Consider the following 18,127-nt stretch of genomic DNA (forward strand, 5'->3'; position numbering starts at 1 on the left):
TCCTGACGTCGAATGATTTTCTGAGCGGCCAAGGCCGCTATCGAAGCCACGAAGGCTTCAATATTGACGATAAAGTATGGGGGTGTAGCAGGCCTCATCTCCGATCAGAGTGCGACCTGCAACAATGGACTGGCGCCCGGCCAGAAGAGTTTCAAGAATTCGACGGTTTGCGTGGCTTCTTGGCAGCAGGCTTGGCTGGGGCATCAGTTGGCGCAGCGGTAGCCGGCTTGGCTTTGGGAGCAGGCTTGGGAGCCGCCTTGGCCGCTGGCTTTGGCTTGGCTTCAGCTGCGGGCTTGGCCGCTGGCTTTGCTGCTGGTGCTGACTTCGCCACAGGCTTGGCCGCGCCCTTGGCGCTGTCTACTTCAGGCAGCTTGGGCTTGCTCGACTTGCGCACGCTGGACTTGTCAGGTGCCAGGGCTTCTGCTTCTGCAAGCTTGCGCGCCATCTCCCAGTGACGCTCGTCGTGTCCGGAGGGCTTACCCTCGGACTCCCAGATTTGGTAAGCAAAATCGCGAATTCTTTTTTCGTCGGCACTCATCTTGAGACTCCCAGCTATTACATAGTTTGAATAAGCAAATTGACGGAAAATCTTTCAAGCGCTGCACTGAGCGGTATCTCCCGAACGTGTGTTGCGACACCGTCGGAAAAGAGTCCTTTCCAGTCAGATCCAGAGTCGGCAAACGGAAGCATAATCCGTGTGTCGCCCCAATTGGCAGCATTAATCAATGGAGTTTGCGCAGTACCCAATAGTTCACTGCTTGTGCGTGGGACTACGATGATAGCGCGCACTCCTTGTGTCTCCCGGGCAAAAGCCATCACGTGCCCGGCGTGGCTACCCTTTATTTCCAGAGGCTGATAACGCCCCTCGCTGAACAGCGTTGGGTGCTCGGCACGCAGGTTCAAAACCTTCGCAATCAGCGCCTGTTTGATGCGGCCATCCTGCCAGTTATCGAGCAGGTCGGCAGCGCTTGCATCTTCTGCCAGCGCTTTCTGTCGGGCTGCATAATCAACCGGTCGCCGGTTGTCCGGATCCACCAGGCTGAAATCCCAGAACTCGGTGCCCTGATACAAATCGGGAACACCGGGTACGGTCAAGCGTAGCAAGGTTTGCGCCAGACTGTTGAGTGCCCCGGCGGTCGCGATACGATTGGCCGTTGCACTCAGTGACTGGCGCAACGCGAGCGCTTCAGGAGCCAACAGCAAACGTTCAAGAAATTCGCGGCAAGCCGTTTCGTAAGGCTGATTCGGCGCGCTCCAGCTGCTTTGCAGCTTGGCTTCGCGCAGGGCTTTCTCTTGCCACTGCACCATGCGCTTCGCGTATTCCTGGTGAGCTTCTTCGCCCTCCAGGCTCAGCGGCCAGCTGCCCAGCAAGGCCTGATAAAGCATCAGCTCGTCACCCGCACTGATGGCCGGGTCTTCGCCTTTCAGGGGCACTGCCAGCTGTCTCCAGCGTTCTACCTGTTCGGCGTACCACGGCGCACATTCACTCAGGACCGCAAGGCGTGTACGTGTGTCCTCGCCACGCTTGTGATCGTGCGTTGCAGTGGTCAGCAGGTTGTCGGGGAATTTTTCCAGACGCTCCAGGCAGACCTGATGGAAGTCTTCCACCGGCGCACTGAAATGCTGCGGATGAAAGCCTACGTCGTTGCGCGACAACAGCACTGCAGAGCGATAGAACGAGGTGTCCTCAACCGACTTGGCGGCAACCGGGGAGGTCAGTTGCTGGAACCGTACACACGCATTCTTGTACAGCTTGCGCAACGGTCCGCGTGGCAGTTTGCGCCACGCTTCGCCACCCAGCCAGCGTGCCAGATAATCCAGCACTGGCCAGTCGCCTTCGTTCAAAGTGGTGCGAGCGCCTTCCATTGCCTGCTGGAAATACTTGTCGTCCTGCGCCGAGCGGCCGCATACCGAGATATAGGTACGATAAATCGGAAAATTGACGATCAGCGCGAGCAGGGCACGTCGAATTGCACCCAGCGTGAGGTCACGACTCATCAAGTCGCTGCGTGCAACTTGCAGCAACGACTGCGCGACGTTCTCGAAATCGCCCGCCAGTGTGCCGTGCAGGACCAGATCCCGGGCCACCAGCACTTCTTGATCGAAGTCAGCGGTACGTTCCGTCAGTCGATTCCACAGCTCCCCAAGTGGCTCTTTGCCCATGGGATCGTGTTGCAGCAGCGAGACCTGATTCATGAACTCGTAGCCGGTCGTGCCGTCCACGCTCCAGTCTTCACGCAACGGCTCATCCGGCCCCAGAATTTTCTCGACGAAAATAGGCAGATGATCAATGCGCGCCTCGGCAGGACGCAGCTTGAGCAGGCTTTTTACTCGGCGATGCAGCTTGCGGCCGTAGCCGCGCGGGTTGGCCAGCCCATCGATATGATCGATCCGCAACCCGTCAACCAGGCCGTCGGCAATCAGCTGGAATATCTTGCCGTGGGTGGCTTCAAATACCTGCGGCCGTTCGACACGCAAACCACCTAGCTCGTTGATGTCGAAGAAGCGCCGCCAATTGATGTCATCACCGGCAGTACGCCAGCTGGCCAGACGATAGTGCTGACGTTCCAGCAACTGATGCAGACGCTGAAAGCCTTCCGGCTTGCTGGAGTCGAAGTGCGCAAGGATCTGCTCGATGCCTTTGAGCACCTGCGGATCTTTAGCCAGCTCGGCCAGCTCGGTTCTGGCCTGACGTGCACGTTCGTAGGCTTGCGGGTATTGAGCAAGCGCAGTGAAGCGCTGGCCCATTTCCTTCAATTGCGGGTGTTCGACTGCCTGAAGCAATAAATCATAGGTCAGCGGGCAGATCGGGAAATGATGCTGGTAGTGCTCGATATAAAACATGCCGCGCTCGGCTTCGAAGCGCAGCGGGATTTCTCCGGCCTGCAGGACGGTGCCGTAATCGCTGCTCAGAAACGGCAGCAGCAACTGGCCTTCCAGCAACGGATCCGGCGAATTCCACTGAATGTCGAAGAACTCGGCATACGGGCTGCGACGACCCCATTCGAGCAGGTCCAGCCACCAGGGATTGTCTGCACCACCGACGGCCATGTGGTTGGAGACGATGTCGAGGATCAGCCCCATGCCGTGTTCGCGCAAGGCCGATACCAGACGCAGCAGGGCAGGCTCGCCGCCCAGTTCCGGGTTGATGACGGTGGGGTCGACGACGTCGTAACCATGCATTGAGCCAGCACGCGCCTTGAGCAGCGGCGAGGCATAGACATGGCTGATCCCCAGGCTGGCGAAGTAGGGCACCAGTGGCACCGCATCGTCGAGCGTGAAATCTTTATGAAATTGTAAACGCTGGGTAGCGCGCAAAGGCTGTAATGGACGGGTCATTGGTCACGCTCCGCAGCTTGCAGCCGGGATTGGGAGAGCAATTCCAGTCGTCGAGCAGCATTCGGGTTATCAAGCAAGGAGGCCGCATCGCCGGGGAGGCGTCTGCGCCAGTTAGGGTGGCTGTCAATGGTGCCGGGCAGGTTGGCCTGCTCCTTGACACCCAGCGCATCTTCCATCGGTAGCAGCACCAGTGGAGCGCGCGTGTGACCCAGATAGCGGATGCTCGCGTCGATGATCTGCTCAGGGTCTTCGCTGTCGGACGGCAGGCTGTCGACGTTCTGACTCAAGGCTCGGCACAGGCTTGCATATTCGCGCCCGCGTTCTTCACGCCATTGCGATTCATGTTGCTCGTCGATGTGACCCAGCTGGGCATTCCACTCGATATCCAGCTCGCTGAGCCAGCCTGCCAGTGTCGGCAAATCGTGGGTACTGGTGGTGGCCAGTGCCTGGTCCGACCAGTCAAGGATGGGCTTGAACTGACCGTTGTTCTGTTCGAAGAGCAGCACACGCATGCCCAGAATCGCCCGAGCGCTGAGCTTGTCGCTGAGACCTTCAGGCACAGTCCCAAGGTCTTCACCGAGCACGATCGCCTTGTGCCGCCAGGATTCCAGACTCAGCAGGCGAAGCATGTCGTCCAACGGGAAATTCAGATACGCGCCTTCACTTGGAGGCGCCCCCTGAGGGATGACCCATAGCCGCTGCAAGCCCATGACATGGTCGATACGCAACCCGCCGGCATGGGCGAAGTTGGCCCGCAGCATCTCGATGAACGCGCGAAAACCGTTACGCTTGAGGCCGTCCGGTGAAAACGCGGAAATCCCCCAGCTCTGGCCGGCACGGTTGAGAATGTCGGGTGGTGCGCCAACAGTCAGAGCCGACAGCAACTCGTCCTGACGACTCCAGGCCTGACTTCCGGCACCATCGGCACCCACTGCCAGGTCGGCGATCAGGCCGATGCGCATGCCACTGCTGCGTGCGGCAGACTGCGCACGCTCCAGGCCGCAGGCGATGAGCCATTGAGCGAATGCATGAAAACTGATGTGCTCGCTGTGCGCTTCGGCAAATGCTGCGACGGCGTCACTACGAGGGTCTTTGAACTCTTCCGGCCATTCATGCCAATTGCTGCCGATATTCAACGTTTCGGATTCGGCACACAGCGCTTCGAAGCGGCAGTGGTTCTCCAGGGCCTCGCCACCGCTGTGGCGGAAGCTGTTGAAGTCTTCGTGCAAGGGGTGATCACCCGCACTGAACCCTTCATACAGCTTGTGCAGCGCTTTCCACTTGGCCTGGGCAGCAGCAGGCCAGTCAATCAACTGCTGCGCTTCCAGTTGCTTCATTTCGTCGCCGACGCGCGCGTCTTCTATCGCCTGACGCCATGCATGTTCACCCAGAATGGCACCGGGCGACGCATACAGGCTATTTAGAAACAGTCGGCTGGACGGCGAATAAGGGCTGTAACGGTGTGGATCATTGGCGAACATTGCATGGATCGGGCTGATGCCCAGCGCGTCGGCCCCGCGCTCTCCGGCAGCGCGAACAACCTTCTCCAGTGCTTCCGTATCGCCAAAACCGCCATCACCCTCGCGGCGCAGGCTGTAAAGCTGAGCAGTCAGACCCCAGCCATGTGGCTTCGGCGCATCGGTGGCCATTGCCATGCTGAAACAGGTTTTAGGGGCGACAGCGATGGTCAGATGTTGACCGGCAATCTCCAACTGTTGATAGCCGGGCGGTGCCAGCGCTGGAAGTTCGCCGGACGCGGTTAGCCTGGCGTCCAGCGATGAACCGTCTTCTAGGTGCAGCGTGAATGGCGTTTGCGGCGCAAACCACTCGGACAGATCCAGATTACTGTCCGCGTCGACCGTCAGCAGCGGCGGGGCGCTTTTGCCGTGGCTGTCGTTTTGCAGACTTAACAGGCTGGCATCGATAGCCTCGCCGTTTTCGGCCGGATAGCCCAGCGCCGCCAGAACCTTGCGCAGCACATCAGGGCTGACAGTCTGCGGCCGAGCGTTGGCATCGACCCAATGCACCGATAGCCCTGCCTCGGTCGCAAGCCTCTCCAATTGCTCATTGTTCATCCTGTTCCTCCAGAACATCACTTGCTGTCAGGCTGACAATGGCCGTGTAAGGATTGAGGATGGCCTGCGGGGAAAGTTCGGACGATTTTGCGGCGCTGGAGAATATCTGCCGGGCATTTTGCTGCGGCGGAGCATCGACAGCCTGTTCGCTCAGGTTCAGGTCGATACGCAGTTCGCTGCCATCGCCAAGCACCCAGCGTGCACTGACTGCCTTGTCGCCGAGAATATCGGTTTTCAGGAAGCGTGCACCGGGCAGGCGCGGCATGATTTCCTTGTGCCGCAAAGCCAGCAACTGCGTATAAAAGTCGACCCAGCTGCGGTGATCCAGGCCTTTGTCGGTGTCCAGATCAACTGCCGAAAACGCCGGACGTGATGCCTCGAATGTCTTGATGTCGTTCGGGTCGGGAATGTGCTCGCGCTTTTCCGGATCGGCGAATGCGGCAAAGTCGGCGAACTCCTTGCGACGTCCTTCGCGCACCGCATCGGCCAGTTCGCCATGGTGGCTGGTGAAGAACAGAAACGGTTCGCTGGCCGCCCACTCATCGCCCATGAACATCAGCGGAATCATCGGCGAAAGCAGCAACAGGGCGGTTGCGGCCCTCAGCGCAGCAGGCGTGCACAGCTGCGGCAAACGTTCACCGAGTGCGCGGTTGCCGATCTGGTCATGGTTCTGCAGGAACAATACAAAGGCAGTCGGCGCAAGGTGGCCGCTGGGCTCTCCTCGCGTGTGTCCATGCCGCGTCTGTTCGCCCTGATAGACAAACCCTTCGCTGAGCAGGCGCGCAAGCTTTTGCGTAGGCTCCTGAGCGAAGTCGGAATAATAGGCGTCGGTTTCACCGGTCAGCAGCACGTGCAAAGTGTTGTGCCCGTCGTCGTCCCATTGTGCATCGAAGCCTTTCTCCAGAAGACCGGCCTGGTTGAACTCGTTCTCAAGGTTCAGCCACACGTGCCTGCCCGGCTCGATCTGGCCGCGTACGCGAGTTGCGAATTCTGGCAGGAACGTTTCATCGCGAATGGCATGCACAGCGTCCATGCGCAAGCCGTCGATGCGGTATTCCAGCAGCCACATCAGCGCATTGTCGACGAAGAAGTCGCGCACCTGCGGGCGGCGAAAATCAATGGCATCGCCCCACGGGGTATGCAGATCGCTGCGGAAAAAATCCTTGGCGTAACTTCCCAGGTAGTTGCCGTCCGGGCCGAAGTGGTTGTACACCACGTCCAGTATCACCATCAGGCCAAGACCGTGAGCTGTATCGATCAGGTGTTTGAGCTCTTCCGGAGTGCCATAGGAAGATTGCGGGGCGTAGTGCAGAACGCCGTCGTAGCCCCAGTTGCGATCACCGGGAAACTGCGCAAGCGGCATCAGCTCGATCGCGGTAATACCCATTTGCGCAAGGCGCGGCAGGTGTTTTTCCACCGCAGCATAGCCGCCCATCGCACCTACGTGCAGCTCATAGATCACCGCCTCATGCCACGGCCGACCTTGCCATGAGGTGTTTTGCCATGAATAGGCCAGAGGGTCCACTACGAAGCTTTGGGAATGAACATCGTCGTCCTGCGCGCGAGAGGCGGGGTCAGGCACTTCCAGTTCATGGTCGATTTTGAAGCGGTATCGAGTGCCCGCTTCGCAGCGGGCCTCAAGGACGAACCAGCCGTCCGGCTGGGGCAGCATGGCCAGTGACTGAACACCCTGGCCATCCTGGAGTTCGACATTTACGTAGTTGGCATCCGGTGCCCAGAGGGCAAACCGGGTGTGTTCGGGGTCTAGCAAGACGGCGCCGTGGCGCCAGTTATCGTCTGTACGCAGTGGCATCCATTGATCCTTAAACTAGTAGTTGCTGGAAATGCTCACGTTTTTCTTCAACAGGTCACGGTAGAGATCTGCGTAGGGCTCTACTGCCTGATGCCAGTTGAAGGGAGCAGCCATTGCACGGCAGCGCATGGCGTTGAGCAGCTCACGGTGGGCGAATACCTGAAACGTGCGGTTCAGGGCTTCGGTGTAGCTTTCGATGGTTGATTCTTTGAACAGGAAGCCGGTCACGCCGTCCTCGATTGTGTCCGCCAGGCCGCCGGTGTTGCGTGCGACAGGCAGGGAGCCGAAGCGTTGCGCGTACATCTGGCTCAGACCACAGGGTTCATAGCGCGATGGCATCAACAGAAAATCGCTGCCGGCGAACATGCGTCGTGCGTCGGTTTCATTAAAGCCGATACGTACACCAATGCGCCCCGGGAAGCGTGCGGCCAGCTCGCGCATGGCATCTTCTTCCTCGGGCTCGCCGCGACCGATAATTGCGATTTGTCCGCCGTTGTTGACGATGTGCTCGGCAACCCCGATGGTCAGGTCCAGGCCTTTTTGATACACAAGGCGCGAAACCACTGCATACAAGGGCCCGGTCGAGGCATCCAGCTCAAACAGCTCACGCACATAGTCGGCGTTGATTTCCTTGCGCGTCCATTCGTTGGGCGCAAAGTGGCAGATCAGGTGTTCGTCGGTCGCTGCATCCCAGCTTTCGTCGATTCCGTTAGGGATGCCGCTGAGCTGACCCTTGTTAGCCTTGCTCTGCAGAAAACCTTCCAGGCCGCAACCAAACTCTGGCGTGGTGATTTCCCGAGCATAGGTTGCACTCACGGTCGTAATGTGGCTCGCGAAGGCCATGCCTGCCTTGATGAAGGACAGCTTGCCGTAGAACTCCATGCCTTCCGGGGTGATCGCTTCATCTGGAATGCCCAGTTCACGACTCGAAGCGGTACTCACGGTCCCTTGATAGGCCAAATTGTGAATAGTAAAGATGCTTGGCGTGGACTGCCCGCGCCAGCGCATATAAGCAGGTGCCAGGCCGGCAGGCCAGTCATGGGCATGGACCAGCTCGGGGCACCATTGGCTTTTCACTTCGCCAGCCGCAAATTCGGCAGCCGCGAGCCCCAGACGGGCAAAACGAATATGGTTATCGGACCAGTCGCGGCCATCGCTGTCGGCGTAAGGCGTGCCTTCACGCTCGTAAAGCTCAGGGCAGATCAACACGTAGATCACAAGGCCATCTTTCATGTCCATGCGACCCACCTTGCAAGGTGGCAGTGCAGCATGCCCGCCCAGCTGGCTGATGATATGGATCGGGTTTCCGCTGTTGATGACCTGCGGATAACCTGGAATAAGAACCCGCACGTCATGCAGGTGGCGCATTGCTCGTGGCAATGCGGCGGATACATCGCCCAACCCACCGGTTTTCACCAGGTCGGCCAATTCCGAGGTCACGAACAACACTTTGCGTCTGCTGACCTGAGACATGGTCGGCGTAGGCTGAATTGTCGAGGTTGGTAATTGCAGCAAAGGAACGCTCTTGGTAGAGAAGACTGGCAGATGAGTCAGCTCGCCGACAGGCTGGTTAAAACTCTCTCCCTTCTGGGTTTTGACAGCGGCGCTAATCATCGATTTTTCCCCTTAAAACAGTCTTGGTGCATCACTTGATTTTTATTGGCCATTTCCTATGGCCGGGTACACATACGTGCACTACGCAAGATCAATACCCGTTTGGACCATGCGTAGTGACAAAGCCGCGTGATGTCGCCATTACCGGATGTCAGCCAATAGCATAGATGCTCCATTCACCTGACCGGGGCGTTTTGGAGAAGTTTCGACTTTATTCTGCGCGAATGTCTGGCAAGGGCTTTGAAGCCGCGCTTGTTGGCACGCTGCAAGGGCCTGCCCGGCAGTCGTTGCGCTTTTTTATGGGTTAAATTCGAGTCCCGAGGGCGCATGACCGGTCGTCGGATCGTTCGACAATCGAGTTCATGCGTTTCTTTTTTATCGAAAAAAGCGGGTGAGTGGAGGTGCTCATGAGCCCCATCGGTGCGTCGCGCCTTTTCTGGGTGCGTCTGGCGGTCAATCTGTGGGCGTGGCGAGAAAATTCCTACATCCGCGCTGGAACATTTTGCAGCGAGGCAGGATAGAATCGGGCTAGACGCTCTAGTCACAGAGCTGGCTTGAAATAACGTGCTGGCCTGAAAGAGTTACCCTTTGACTGATTTTACAGAATCACTTTTATTGAATTGACGAGGATGGAAATGGAAGCCCCCGAGGTATTGGTACTGCAAGCGAGTTACACGAATCCCGTGCACGCTGATGCAATTGGATTTGTGCTGAACGAATATTCGATGGATGTCATGGGTACAGGTCGGCCGCTGTCGAGCGATGCGCGTCAGCAGTTGGCTATCGAGCTGGCCAAACGTCCCTACGCTTTCAGTGTGCTGGCGTTCATTTCCGGAGAGCCGGTAGGGCTGGTCAATTGCTTTGAGGGTTTTTCAACCTTTGCCTGTCGTCCGCTGGTCAATATTCACGACGTTGCGGTCGTCGCTCAATACCGCGGTATGGGCATCAGCCAGAAAATGTTGCTCAAGGTGGAAGAGATTGCACGCCAGCGAGGTTGCTGCAAACTGACACTTGAGGTCCTGGAGGGCAATGAGGTAGCTCAAGGTGCCTACAGGAAGCTCGGTTTCGACAATTACCAGTTGAGCCCTGAAATGGGGCGTGCCATGTTCTGGCAGAAGGCGCTATAAAGTACGCAGCAGGTTTGTGTGCAGCCGTGTCGGGTGCAAGGGAAAACTGTTCAGCAGAATCGGACAGGGAAGGGGCGCAGACTGTGAGAGCAGATCAGGTGGGCAAGCCAGAATATCGGGCTTGCCCTGAAGCGTTTTAAGGGGTGATGCAATGCAGTCAGGCTTGAAGCATCTTGCCGGGTGCAGACAAGTGGGGTTGCTGCAGCATCAAGCTCAAATGAGCGACCTTTTTCTGCAACTGCTCGCGCTCTTCTTTCAATGCACGCAATTCGTCGCGGCGGATCGTGACATACAGGGTTTGTGGTGCAAGTGCTGGTAGTACAGTGCCCATTGCTCACCTCGCAAATGGCGGATTCAACCTCAGAAAGGTCCGTGGCAATGACTTTCAATCCATGAGCGCCGCTGCTTACCCTCTCTATCGGCACCGATTTTGATTTCTTTTGCATGATTTTGGAACTTTTTTATTTTTAATTGTCGCGAATGTTTATTAATCGCGACAAAATGCACCACAGGAGGGCGTAAACGCCTTCATCTTCTCGCAAGGGAACCGACGTTCCGCCTCGCTTGACTAACCAGCATGCTCGCAACCTGTCGATGCGCTGGACAGCAAGTGCGGCACCTTTTTTACGATTTAAGGAGCACCTTCATGCAACTTGGGATTATTGGACTGGGCCGCATGGGCGGCAACATCGCACGCCGCTTGATGTTGAACGGCCACACGACTGTTGTGTATGACCGCGATGAGGCATCACGCAACGCCCTGGCCAATGACGGTTCGGTTGCAGTCGCAGGCCTGAAGGAAATGGTCGATGCGCTCGACAAGCCACGCGCCATCTGGGTAATGCTCCCGGCAGGTGCGCCGACCGAAGAGACCATTCAGACCCTCAGCCAGTTGCTTGACGCCGATGATGTGATCATCGACGGCGGTAATACCTTCTACAAGGATGACATTCGGCGCGCTCAGGAGCTCACCGAAAAAGGCTTGCACTACGTCGATGTCGGCACGTCAGGCGGGGTCTGGGGGCTTGAGCGCGGCTATTGCATGATGATTGGAGGCGAGGCTGCTGTTGTCGAGCGCCTGGATCCGCTGTTTGCAACGCTGGCACCAGGTCTTGGCTCGATCGAGCGCACCAAAGGACGTACCTCGACCGACGATCGCGCCGAACGTGGCTATATCCATTCCGGCCCTGCGGGTTCCGGTCATTTCGTGAAGATGATCCATAACGGTATCGAGTACGGAATGATGCAGGCCTTCGCTGAGGGCTTCGATCTTCTCAAGCAGAAAAACTCCGAGCATTTGCCAGCTGAGCAGCGGTTTGATCTGAACACGGCTGATATCGCCGAGGTCTGGCGTCGTGGCAGTGTGGTGTCTTCCTGGCTGCTGGACCTTACCGCTGATGCCCTGGCGACAGACCCGCAACTGGATGCGTTTTCCGGTTCGGTTGCCGACAGTGGCGAAGGGCGCTGGACCATCGAAGCCGCCATCGAGCAGGCGGTTCCGGTTCCTGTACTGTCCAGTGCGTTGTTTGCGCGCTTCCGCTCACGTCAGGCGAGTTCCTACGCAGATAAAATGCTGTCGGCCATGCGCTTCGGATTTGGTGGCCACAAGGAACCCAAGTAATGGGCCTGTCGCGCGGCAGCGCCGAGCAAAAAGCCGAAGTGGCGCCCCCCACGACCCTGTTTCTGTTTGGTGCCCATGGAGATCTGGTCAAGCGCCTGCTAATGCCGGCACTCTACAACCTGTCACGCGACGGTCTGGTGGATGAAGGGCTGCACATCGTCGGCGTCGATCACAATGCGATCAGCGATGCCGACTTTGCGAAAAAGCTCGAGAACTTCATTCGCGACGAAGCCGCCGGGAAGGTTGCCGGTGGCGGCAAGGATCCACTCGATCCTGCGCTGTGGAGCAAGCTGGCCGAGCGTATCAGTTATGTGCAGGGTGATTTCCTCGACGACTCCACCTATCAGGACATCGCCAGCAAGATCGAGAGCACCGGCACCGCGAACGCGGTGTTCTATCTGGCCACCGCACCCCGGTTTTTCAGCGAAGTAGCCAAGCGGCTGGGCTCGTCAGGTTTGTTGCAGGAAAACGGCGACGGGTTTCGCCGGGTAGTGATCGAGAAACCGTTCGGTTCCGATCTGGCCAGTGCGGTCGAGCTCAATGGCTGCCTGCTCAAGGTCATGAGCGAGAAGCAGATCTACCGCATCGACCACTACCTGGGCAAGGAAACGGTACAGAACATTCTGGTCAGCCGTTTCTCCAATGGTCTGTTCGAATCGTTTTGGAACAACCACTACATCGACCACGTACAGATTACGGCGGCGGAGACCGTAGGCGTCAAAACCCGTGGCAGTTTTTACGAACACACCGGCGCATTGCGTGACATGGTGCCCAATCACCTGTTCCAGTTGCTGGCTTATGGTTGCCATGGAGCCGCCGGCCGCTTTCGGTGCCGATGCCGTTCGCGGCGAGAAGGCCAAGGTGGTTGGAGCGATCCGGCCCTGGAGTCAGGAGGAGGCTCTGGCAAACTCGGTGCGTGGCCAGTATGCGAAAGGCGCGATGGGTGACAAGGAGGTTGTCGGTTATCGTCAGGAGGATCGCGTGGAGCCCGACAGCACGACCGAAACCTATGTCGCGCTCAAGGTCATGGTCGACAATTGGCGTTGGGTCGGGGTGCCGTTCTACCTGCGCACAGGCAAGCGCATGAGTGCTCGCAGCACGGAAATCGCCATCTGCTTCAAGCCCGCGCCGTATGCGCAATTTCGCGACACCGAAGTCGACCGCCTCAAGCCCAACTACCTGAGGATTCAGATCCAGCCCAACGAAGGCATGTGGTTCGATCTGTTTGCCAAGCGTCCTGGCCCGGAACTGAAAATGGAAGATATCGCGCTGGGCTTCGCCTACAAGGATTTCTTCGAGATGCAGCCCTCCACAGGTTACGAAACCCTTATTTATGACTGCCTGACCGGTGATCAGACGCTCTTCCAGCGGGCCGACAATATCGAGAACGGCTGGCGTGCCGTGCAGCCGTTCCTCGACGCCTGGGCCGCGCAGCCGCAAGTGCAGCTTTACGAAGCTGGCAAGGATGGCCCGCAAGCGGGTGAAGAGCTGCTGAGCCGTGATGGCCGCGAATGGAGAGAATTGAATGTCTGAACTGCCCGTACAGTTCCTGTTGTCCGACATCGACGGCACGTTACTGCGCCGTGATCACAGCCTTAGCCAGGCCAATATCGACGCGATCAGGCGCTTGCGCGAGGTGGGTATTCACTTCACGCTTGCCAGCAGTCGTCCGCCCAGGGCCATGCGCCAGGTGATCGAAGCGCTGGGTGTGGATTTGCCCACTGTGGCATTCAATGGCGGCACCATCACTCATCCCGATGGCAGCCTGATGGTGGCTCATCGCATTGACCCTAAAGCGGTCAGGATGTGTCTTGAGCTGTTCACCGGCCAGAACGTTGCGATCTGGGTGTTTGCCGACGATCAATGGCTGTTGCTCGATCCTCACGCCGATTACGTTGATCATGAGCTCGACGCACTGGGGTACCGCTATGTTCAGGTCGAGAGTTTCGAGCCATACCTTGATCGCGTCGACAAGATCGTTGCGGCCAGCGCTGATTTCGAGCTGCTGAAGACTCTGGAAGCTCGCATCAACCCGCAGATCGAAGAATTGGCCTTGGCTGCGCGTTCGCAAAAATACTACCTCGACGTGACTGCGCTGGAGGCCAACAAGGGCTCCGCGCTGGTTACATTGGCAAAGTACCTGGGAGTCGATCTTTCTCGCACGGCGGCCATTGGCGACGGTGGTAACGACGTGGCGATGTTCCATAAGGCTGGCTTGTCGATTGCGATGGGGCAGGGCGAGCAGACAGTCAAGGGACAGGCTGATCATGTTACAGATAGCAATGAGCAGGACGGCGTTGCTGTCGCCATCGAGCGTTACATTCTTCCAGCTTGATCGAGCGGTTTGCGCATGCGGACGAATCATCATCACGACGGGCATTTCTGAATGGCTGCACTGATCGAAGACTATGCATTGCTGGGCAACTGTCAGACAGCGGCGCTCGTCGCCCGTGATGGTTCGCTGGACTGGTTGTGTTTCCCCCGTTTCGACTCGACTGCCTGTTTCGCCGCGTTGCTGGGTAACGACGATCAGGGCCGCTGGAAGATTGCGCCGACTGCAGAGGTCATCGCTGTCGAGCGCCGTTACCGCGACGGCACCTTGATTCTTGAAACTGTTTTCGAAACCCGTGACGGTCGCGCCATGCTGATCGATTTCATGCCCATGAAGACGACTGGTCATGTGGTGCGCATCGTGGTCGGGCTGTCCGGGCGTGTCGAGTTCGGCGTGGACCTCGCCATTCGCTTCGATTACGGCAGCAGTGTGCCTTGGGTCGAGCGCAAGGATGAACATACCCTGACTGCCGTGGCCGGGCCGGAAATGCTGGTGCTGCGCAGCCCTGTGGCCTTGCACCCGCAGGATCATCACACCGCCAGCCGTTTTCACGTCGATGAGGGCGAGCGCAAGGTTTTCACGCTGGCGTATCAGGCGTCGTTCGAGCCGCTGGCTGCGCAGATTGATGCCGATCAGGCGCTGGAGGTTACAGCAGCTTATTGGCGGGAGTTTTCTGATCGCTGCCCTGACGTCGGGCCGTGGACGGCTCAGGTAAAGCGCTCGCTGATCACTCTCAAAGCCATGACTTACGCTCCTACCGGTGGCATTGTTGCCGCCGTGACCACTTCATTGCCCGAGCAGTTGGGTGGCGAGCGCAATTGGGACTACCGCTATTGCTGGCTGCGCGATGCCACCATGACATTGCTGGCGTTCATGAATCTGGGCTATTTCGAGGAGGCGACTGCCTGGCGAGACTGGCTGCTGCGCTCGGTTGCCGGCAACCCGGAACAGATACAGATCATGTACGGCGTAGGCGGTGAGCGACGTTTGCAGGAGTACGAGCTGCCGTGGCTGAGTGGCTAAGAGAACTCGCTGCCGGTGCGTGTCGGCAACGGCGCAGCGACTCAGGTGCAACTGGACGTTTATGGTGAGGTTGCCGATGCCATGATCCAGGCGCTGAGAGGCGGCATGCCGCAGCATCCGCGCAGCGTGGCGATCTCCAAGGTGGTCATGCCCTATCTGGAAAAGATCTGGCACCTGCCGGATGCGGGCATCTGGGAGATTCGTTCAGAACCACGTCACTTTACCCATTCAAAAGTCATGGCCTGGGTGGCCTTCGACCGAAACGCCACTCAGATCGCCAAGGCTGCCGAAAACGATGAGGATCGTGCATTGGCGAGCCACTACCGGCGTGTGGCAGATGAAATCCATGCTGATGTCTGTCGCAGCGGTTTCGATGCTGATCTTGGCAGTTTCGTGCAGACGTATGGCTCCAAAGAGGTCGACGCCAGTCTGCTGCAAATTGTGTTGACCGGTTTTCTTGCGCCGGAAGATCCTCGTGTCACCGGCACTGTCGCGCAAATAGAGCGCACGCTGATGCAGGATGGCCTGTTGCTGCGTTACGACAACGAGCGCAGTGTTGATGGTGTCGCCGGCCACGAAGGGACGTTTCTGGTGTGTTCGTTCTGGCTGGCTGACGCTTACGTGCTGCTGGGGCGGGCTGATGATGCTGCACGGCTGTTTGAGAGGCTGTGTGATCTGTGCAATGACGTTGGTCTGCTGGCGGAACAATATGATCCGAAGGACGGCCGCATGCTGGGCAATTTCCCTCAGGCGTTCAGTCACATCGGCATTATCAACACCGCATTGAATCTGCATCGAGCGGTGTGCCCCGCACTGGCTCGCACATCGAGCGAGCTTGAAGGCGCATGATCAGTCGTCGCGGCCAGCCTTGCGAAACGTCAGATTGATCCGCTGTTCGCCGAGCAGAGGGTGCTCGGCCTGTTTGACGGGAAGGATGCCGTGAAAGCGCAACCGGTCCTCGCCGCCCCAGACCACCACGTCTCCATGAAACAGTGATATGCGTTGGGTCTTGTCGCTGCGCAGCAGGCCGCCGAACTGGAAGGTGGCCGGTATACCCAGTGACACTGATACCACTGGCCAGCGATGGTCGTACTCGTTTTTGTCCTGATGCAGAGACATCTTCGCCCCAGGGATGTATCGATTGATCAGGCAGGCGTCGGGCATAAATTCGGCATAGCCTGCCGCGTGCGCAGCATCCTTTGCCAGTTGCATGAAGACGTCCGGCATCGCAGGCCATACCAGGCCTGTTTGTGGGTCGGTTGCGGTGTATCGATAACCATGACGGTCGGTTATCCAGCCCAGTTGTCCGCAACTGCTCAGCGCTGCAGACATGCTCAAGCCACTGGGGGTCTGCATGTGCCTGAATGGAGAAAGGGCCAGTGTCGCCTCAAGAGAGTCCAGCAGTTGTGGCATGACAGGCAGCGCAAAGCCTCTGAGCAGCCATGACCCAGGCCCGATCAGCTCATTGCTTGCAGGCTGGGTCGTCTGGTCGGCAAACAGATCCAGATTGGCGGGAGTTTCACCTTTGCGTTGCATGGTCGGATCAAGCTCCTGCGGGTATCAGAGCGCTTTGCTGACCTTCACGTCAGTGATTTGATCGTCGCTCTGGCCGTGCATTTTTTTCAAGGCGGCTTCGGCTTCTTCGGTTGAGGCCGATTGCAGTTGGGCGAACTCGAAGCGGCGTTCGCCGTTGAGCTTGTAGCTGACAGCAAATTTAGTGGTGCGCGGGACTGGATTGTTCACGGTGACTCCTTGCATCATCCCAGGCGTGAGGTAGAGCGCCGGACGATCTTGATCTTGTGGGTGAAAGGCGGTTTGCGGCCTGCATTGGTATCTATCTTGCGGCCTGCGGTATCGATGGTGATGTTCCAAAAACCGGTGCTCGGCGCGGCGATCTTGGCCGGAAACGTGTCAAATGCACCGCCATGATAGGTGTGTCGACCGCCATTTTTGAAGCTGCGAAAATTCGCATCGTTCATCAGACGAATATTGCAGGTTTGCGAGCACTCGATAACGACCAGGTCGTCCTCGTTGAGATGCTCACGCTGGTGTACGAATTTCATGACGGGCTCCGAATGAGGGTTTTTCTGAAAAATCAAAACGATAGCATGTGATGCCCGCAATTTGACGTCGGTGGACACTAATTTGCCGTGTTTCTGGCAAATATTGCCTCAGTAGGGATTTAATTGCGCGCGAGCTTGTCGTAGCACCTTTATTTGGAGGCTTTGTATGAAACTGGCTGTAGTAGTCCTGGCTCTGGCAATGACTGGCTGTGCCACAGTAAATGACATCGAACATACACCCCCCACCATGAACGTGATGTCGGGCAAGAACCCCAAGGAGTATGCCGATTGCTTCGTCGGCAAGATCGCCAGCAGTCGCAAGCCGCCGCTTATCGAGCCTCGTCATGATGGCCTGCGCGTAATTGTGGCGCAAAAGCTCAGCAAATCGCCTGCGGCGGTCGTCGATGTCGAGAGCCGCTCGGGTGGCAGTACGATCAAGGTTTATGAACGACTTTCCAACGTGCCGATCCGCTTCAGGGATGTTCAGAACGCTGCCGAAGCGTGCATTTCAGGCTGATCGCTCTGGCGGGTTCAACCGGCCCTGTCCGCTTCGGACAGGGCGGCAGGCTTGATTATTTGCACACTACAAGCACGCTGCGGCTCTTGTAGTTGCCTACGTCCACACCCAGTGTTTTCTCGCTTTCCGCAGGCTGCGGAGTGCCGTCCGTACCGACAATTTCATAACCTTTACCCGCGCAGGAAGCGTCCGCTTTTTCGTAGCAGCTGGCCCAGGACATCGCCTCGCCGGAGCAGTCGATGCTCAAGCCCTGTCTGCCGTTTTTCAGGTAAGTGTTGGAGGCGGTTGCGCAGCCGGTCAGGCCCAGCGCAACAATAATGGACAGTAGGGAAAGGATTCTGATCATGTTTTTCGCTTCAAGATAAGGTCAGAGAATTGACAAATGCGAACGTTGGACTGGTAACAAGTGCCATCGTTCCGCCATGTTTTTCATCATAGATAGCTCGATAAATAGCTCGTCGTTTGCTGGCCACTGTTGCAGCTCTCTGGGAGCAGAGCATAAATGCTTCGGTCGTCGAAAGAGCGTGCACAAGGCTGTTACGCCGGGCTTTGGCGGTGACTTGAGCATGGTCCAGTCTGCAATTGGCTGTAGGCAATATCCAG

The 18,127-nt window shown here is 57.8% G+C and carries 14 protein-coding genes and 2 pseudogenes; 6 read left to right on the plus strand and 10 right to left on the minus strand.

From position 1 onward, the window contains the following. Nucleotides 1-151 precede the first annotated feature (151 nt). Genes FFH21_RS11930 through glgA form a run of 5 tightly spaced genes read right to left on the minus strand, consistent with a single transcriptional unit; the run spans nt 152 to nt 8,841 of the window. A complete protein-coding gene (locus FFH21_RS11930; protein ID WP_011168454.1) occupies nt 152-538 on the minus strand; it encodes a DUF2934 domain-containing protein in 387 nt (128 codons plus the stop codon). Nucleotides 539-555: 17 nt separating this feature from the next. Next, complete coding sequence (locus FFH21_RS11935; RefSeq protein WP_011168455.1) at nt 556-3,339, minus strand: malto-oligosyltrehalose synthase; 2,784 nt, start codon at nt 3,337-3,339, stop codon at nt 556-558. Next, nucleotides 3,336-5,414, minus strand: coding sequence for a 4-alpha-glucanotransferase (gene malQ / locus FFH21_RS11940; RefSeq protein ID WP_004664945.1), 2,079 nt, complete (start codon nt 5,412-5,414; stop codon nt 3,336-3,338). Before malQ ends, FFH21_RS11935 begins: the two co-directional genes overlap by 4 nt. Next, nucleotides 5,404-7,227, minus strand: a complete 1,824-nt coding sequence (gene treZ, locus FFH21_RS11945) for a malto-oligosyltrehalose trehalohydrolase (protein WP_011168456.1) — start codon at nt 7,225-7,227, stop codon at nt 5,404-5,406. Before treZ ends, malQ begins: the two co-directional genes overlap by 11 nt. A 15-nt stretch (nt 7,228-7,242) precedes the next feature. Further along, nucleotides 7,243-8,841, minus strand: a complete 1,599-nt coding sequence (gene glgA, locus FFH21_RS11950) for a glycogen synthase GlgA (protein ID WP_004658556.1) — start codon at nt 8,839-8,841, stop codon at nt 7,243-7,245. Nucleotides 8,842-9,476: 635 nt separating this feature from the next. On the opposite strand from glgA, the gene FFH21_RS11955 reads away from it, so the two are divergent. Then, complete coding sequence (locus FFH21_RS11955; RefSeq protein ID WP_004658555.1) at nt 9,477-9,968, plus strand: GNAT family N-acetyltransferase; 492 nt, start codon at nt 9,477-9,479, stop codon at nt 9,966-9,968. A 157-nt stretch (nt 9,969-10,125) separates the two neighbouring features. On the opposite strand, the gene FFH21_RS11960 is transcribed toward FFH21_RS11955, so the two are convergent. Beyond that, nucleotides 10,126-10,299, minus strand: coding sequence for a DUF6026 family protein (locus tag FFH21_RS11960; RefSeq protein ID WP_011168458.1), 174 nt, complete (start codon nt 10,297-10,299; stop codon nt 10,126-10,128). A gap of 315 nt (nt 10,300-10,614) precedes the next feature. Between FFH21_RS11960 and gnd the strand changes: the two genes are divergently transcribed. The 4 genes and pseudogenes from gnd (at nt 10,615) to FFH21_RS11980 (ending at nt 15,793) form a co-directional block, all read left to right on the plus strand. Beyond that, nucleotides 10,615-11,589, plus strand: coding sequence for a phosphogluconate dehydrogenase (NAD(+)-dependent, decarboxylating) (gene gnd, locus FFH21_RS11965; RefSeq protein WP_004664947.1), 975 nt, complete (start codon nt 10,615-10,617; stop codon nt 11,587-11,589). Further along, a pseudogene (zwf, locus tag FFH21_RS11970) lies at nt 11,589-13,122 on the plus strand (glucose-6-phosphate dehydrogenase). The gene gnd and the pseudogene zwf overlap by 1 nt, the downstream one beginning before the upstream one ends. Then, nucleotides 13,115-13,924, plus strand: coding sequence for a Cof-type HAD-IIB family hydrolase (locus tag FFH21_RS11975; protein WP_011168459.1), 810 nt, complete (start codon nt 13,115-13,117; stop codon nt 13,922-13,924). The pseudogene zwf and the gene FFH21_RS11975 overlap by 8 nt, the downstream one beginning before the upstream one ends. Before the next feature lie 51 nt (nt 13,925-13,975). Then, nucleotides 13,976-15,793, plus strand: a pseudogene (locus tag FFH21_RS11980) (glycoside hydrolase family 15 protein). Here the strand turns inward: FFH21_RS11980 and alkB are convergent. The 3 genes from alkB to FFH21_RS11995 are packed head-to-tail and all read right to left on the minus strand — an operon-like array spanning nt 15,794 to nt 17,007. Beyond that, complete coding sequence (gene alkB, locus FFH21_RS11985; protein ID WP_004664950.1) at nt 15,794-16,480, minus strand: DNA oxidative demethylase AlkB; 687 nt, start codon at nt 16,478-16,480, stop codon at nt 15,794-15,796. A gap of 24 nt (nt 16,481-16,504) precedes the next feature. Beyond that, nucleotides 16,505-16,687 (minus strand): hypothetical protein, encoded by a 183-nt coding sequence (locus FFH21_RS11990; protein WP_002553289.1) that lies wholly within the window; start codon nt 16,685-16,687, stop codon nt 16,505-16,507. Nucleotides 16,688-16,701: 14 nt separating this feature from the next. Next, on the minus strand, nt 16,702-17,007 hold the full coding sequence (locus FFH21_RS11995; protein WP_002553290.1) for a DUF1883 domain-containing protein: 306 nt from the start codon (nt 17,005-17,007) through the stop codon (nt 16,702-16,704). Between the two features lie 166 nt (nt 17,008-17,173). Between FFH21_RS11995 and FFH21_RS12000 the strand changes: the two genes are divergently transcribed. Continuing rightward, the gene (locus FFH21_RS12000; protein ID WP_002553291.1) at nt 17,174-17,524 is read left to right on the plus strand and encodes a hypothetical protein; all 351 of its coding nucleotides are present in this window, start codon (nt 17,174-17,176) and stop codon (nt 17,522-17,524) included. Nucleotides 17,525-17,579: 55 nt separating this feature from the next. Here FFH21_RS12000 and FFH21_RS12005 read toward each other — a convergent pair whose 3' ends face one another. Continuing rightward, nucleotides 17,580-17,861 (minus strand): hypothetical protein, encoded by a 282-nt coding sequence (locus tag FFH21_RS12005; RefSeq protein ID WP_172680998.1) that lies wholly within the window; start codon nt 17,859-17,861, stop codon nt 17,580-17,582. Between the last annotated feature and the right edge of the window lie 266 nt (nt 17,862-18,127).

The sequence above is a fragment of the Pseudomonas sp. KBS0707 genome (assembly GCF_005937945.2).
GTDB lineage: Bacteria > Pseudomonadota > Gammaproteobacteria > Pseudomonadales > Pseudomonadaceae > Aquipseudomonas > Aquipseudomonas amygdali.

Coding starts and splice junctions, on each gene's coding strand:
- FFH21_RS11935 (WP_011168455.1), bottom strand. CDS start 3,339: ATGACCCGTCCATTACAGCCTTTGCGCGCTACCCAGCGTTTACAATTT.
- alkB (WP_004664950.1), bottom strand. CDS start 16,480: ATGCAACGCAAAGGTGAAACTCCCGCCAATCTGGATCTGTTTGCCGAC.
- FFH21_RS11930 (WP_011168454.1), bottom strand. CDS start 538: ATGAGTGCCGACGAAAAAAGAATTCGCGATTTTGCTTACCAAATCTGG.
- FFH21_RS11975 (WP_011168459.1), top strand. CDS start 13,115: ATGTCTGAACTGCCCGTACAGTTCCTGTTGTCCGACATCGACGGCACG.
- gnd (WP_004664947.1), top strand. CDS start 10,615: ATGCAACTTGGGATTATTGGACTGGGCCGCATGGGCGGCAACATCGCA.
- FFH21_RS11955 (WP_004658555.1), top strand. CDS start 9,477: ATGGAAGCCCCCGAGGTATTGGTACTGCAAGCGAGTTACACGAATCCC.
- malQ (WP_004664945.1), bottom strand. CDS start 5,414: ATGAACAATGAGCAATTGGAGAGGCTTGCGACCGAGGCAGGGCTATCG.
- glgA (WP_004658556.1), bottom strand. CDS start 8,841: ATGATTAGCGCCGCTGTCAAAACCCAGAAGGGAGAGAGTTTTAACCAG.
- FFH21_RS11960 (WP_011168458.1), bottom strand. CDS start 10,299: ATGGGCACTGTACTACCAGCACTTGCACCACAAACCCTGTATGTCACG.
- FFH21_RS12000 (WP_002553291.1), top strand. CDS start 17,174: ATGAAACTGGCTGTAGTAGTCCTGGCTCTGGCAATGACTGGCTGTGCC.
- treZ (WP_011168456.1), bottom strand. CDS start 7,227: ATGCCACTGCGTACAGACGATAACTGGCGCCACGGCGCCGTCTTGCTA.
- FFH21_RS11995 (WP_002553290.1), bottom strand. CDS start 17,007: ATGAAATTCGTACACCAGCGTGAGCATCTCAACGAGGACGACCTGGTC.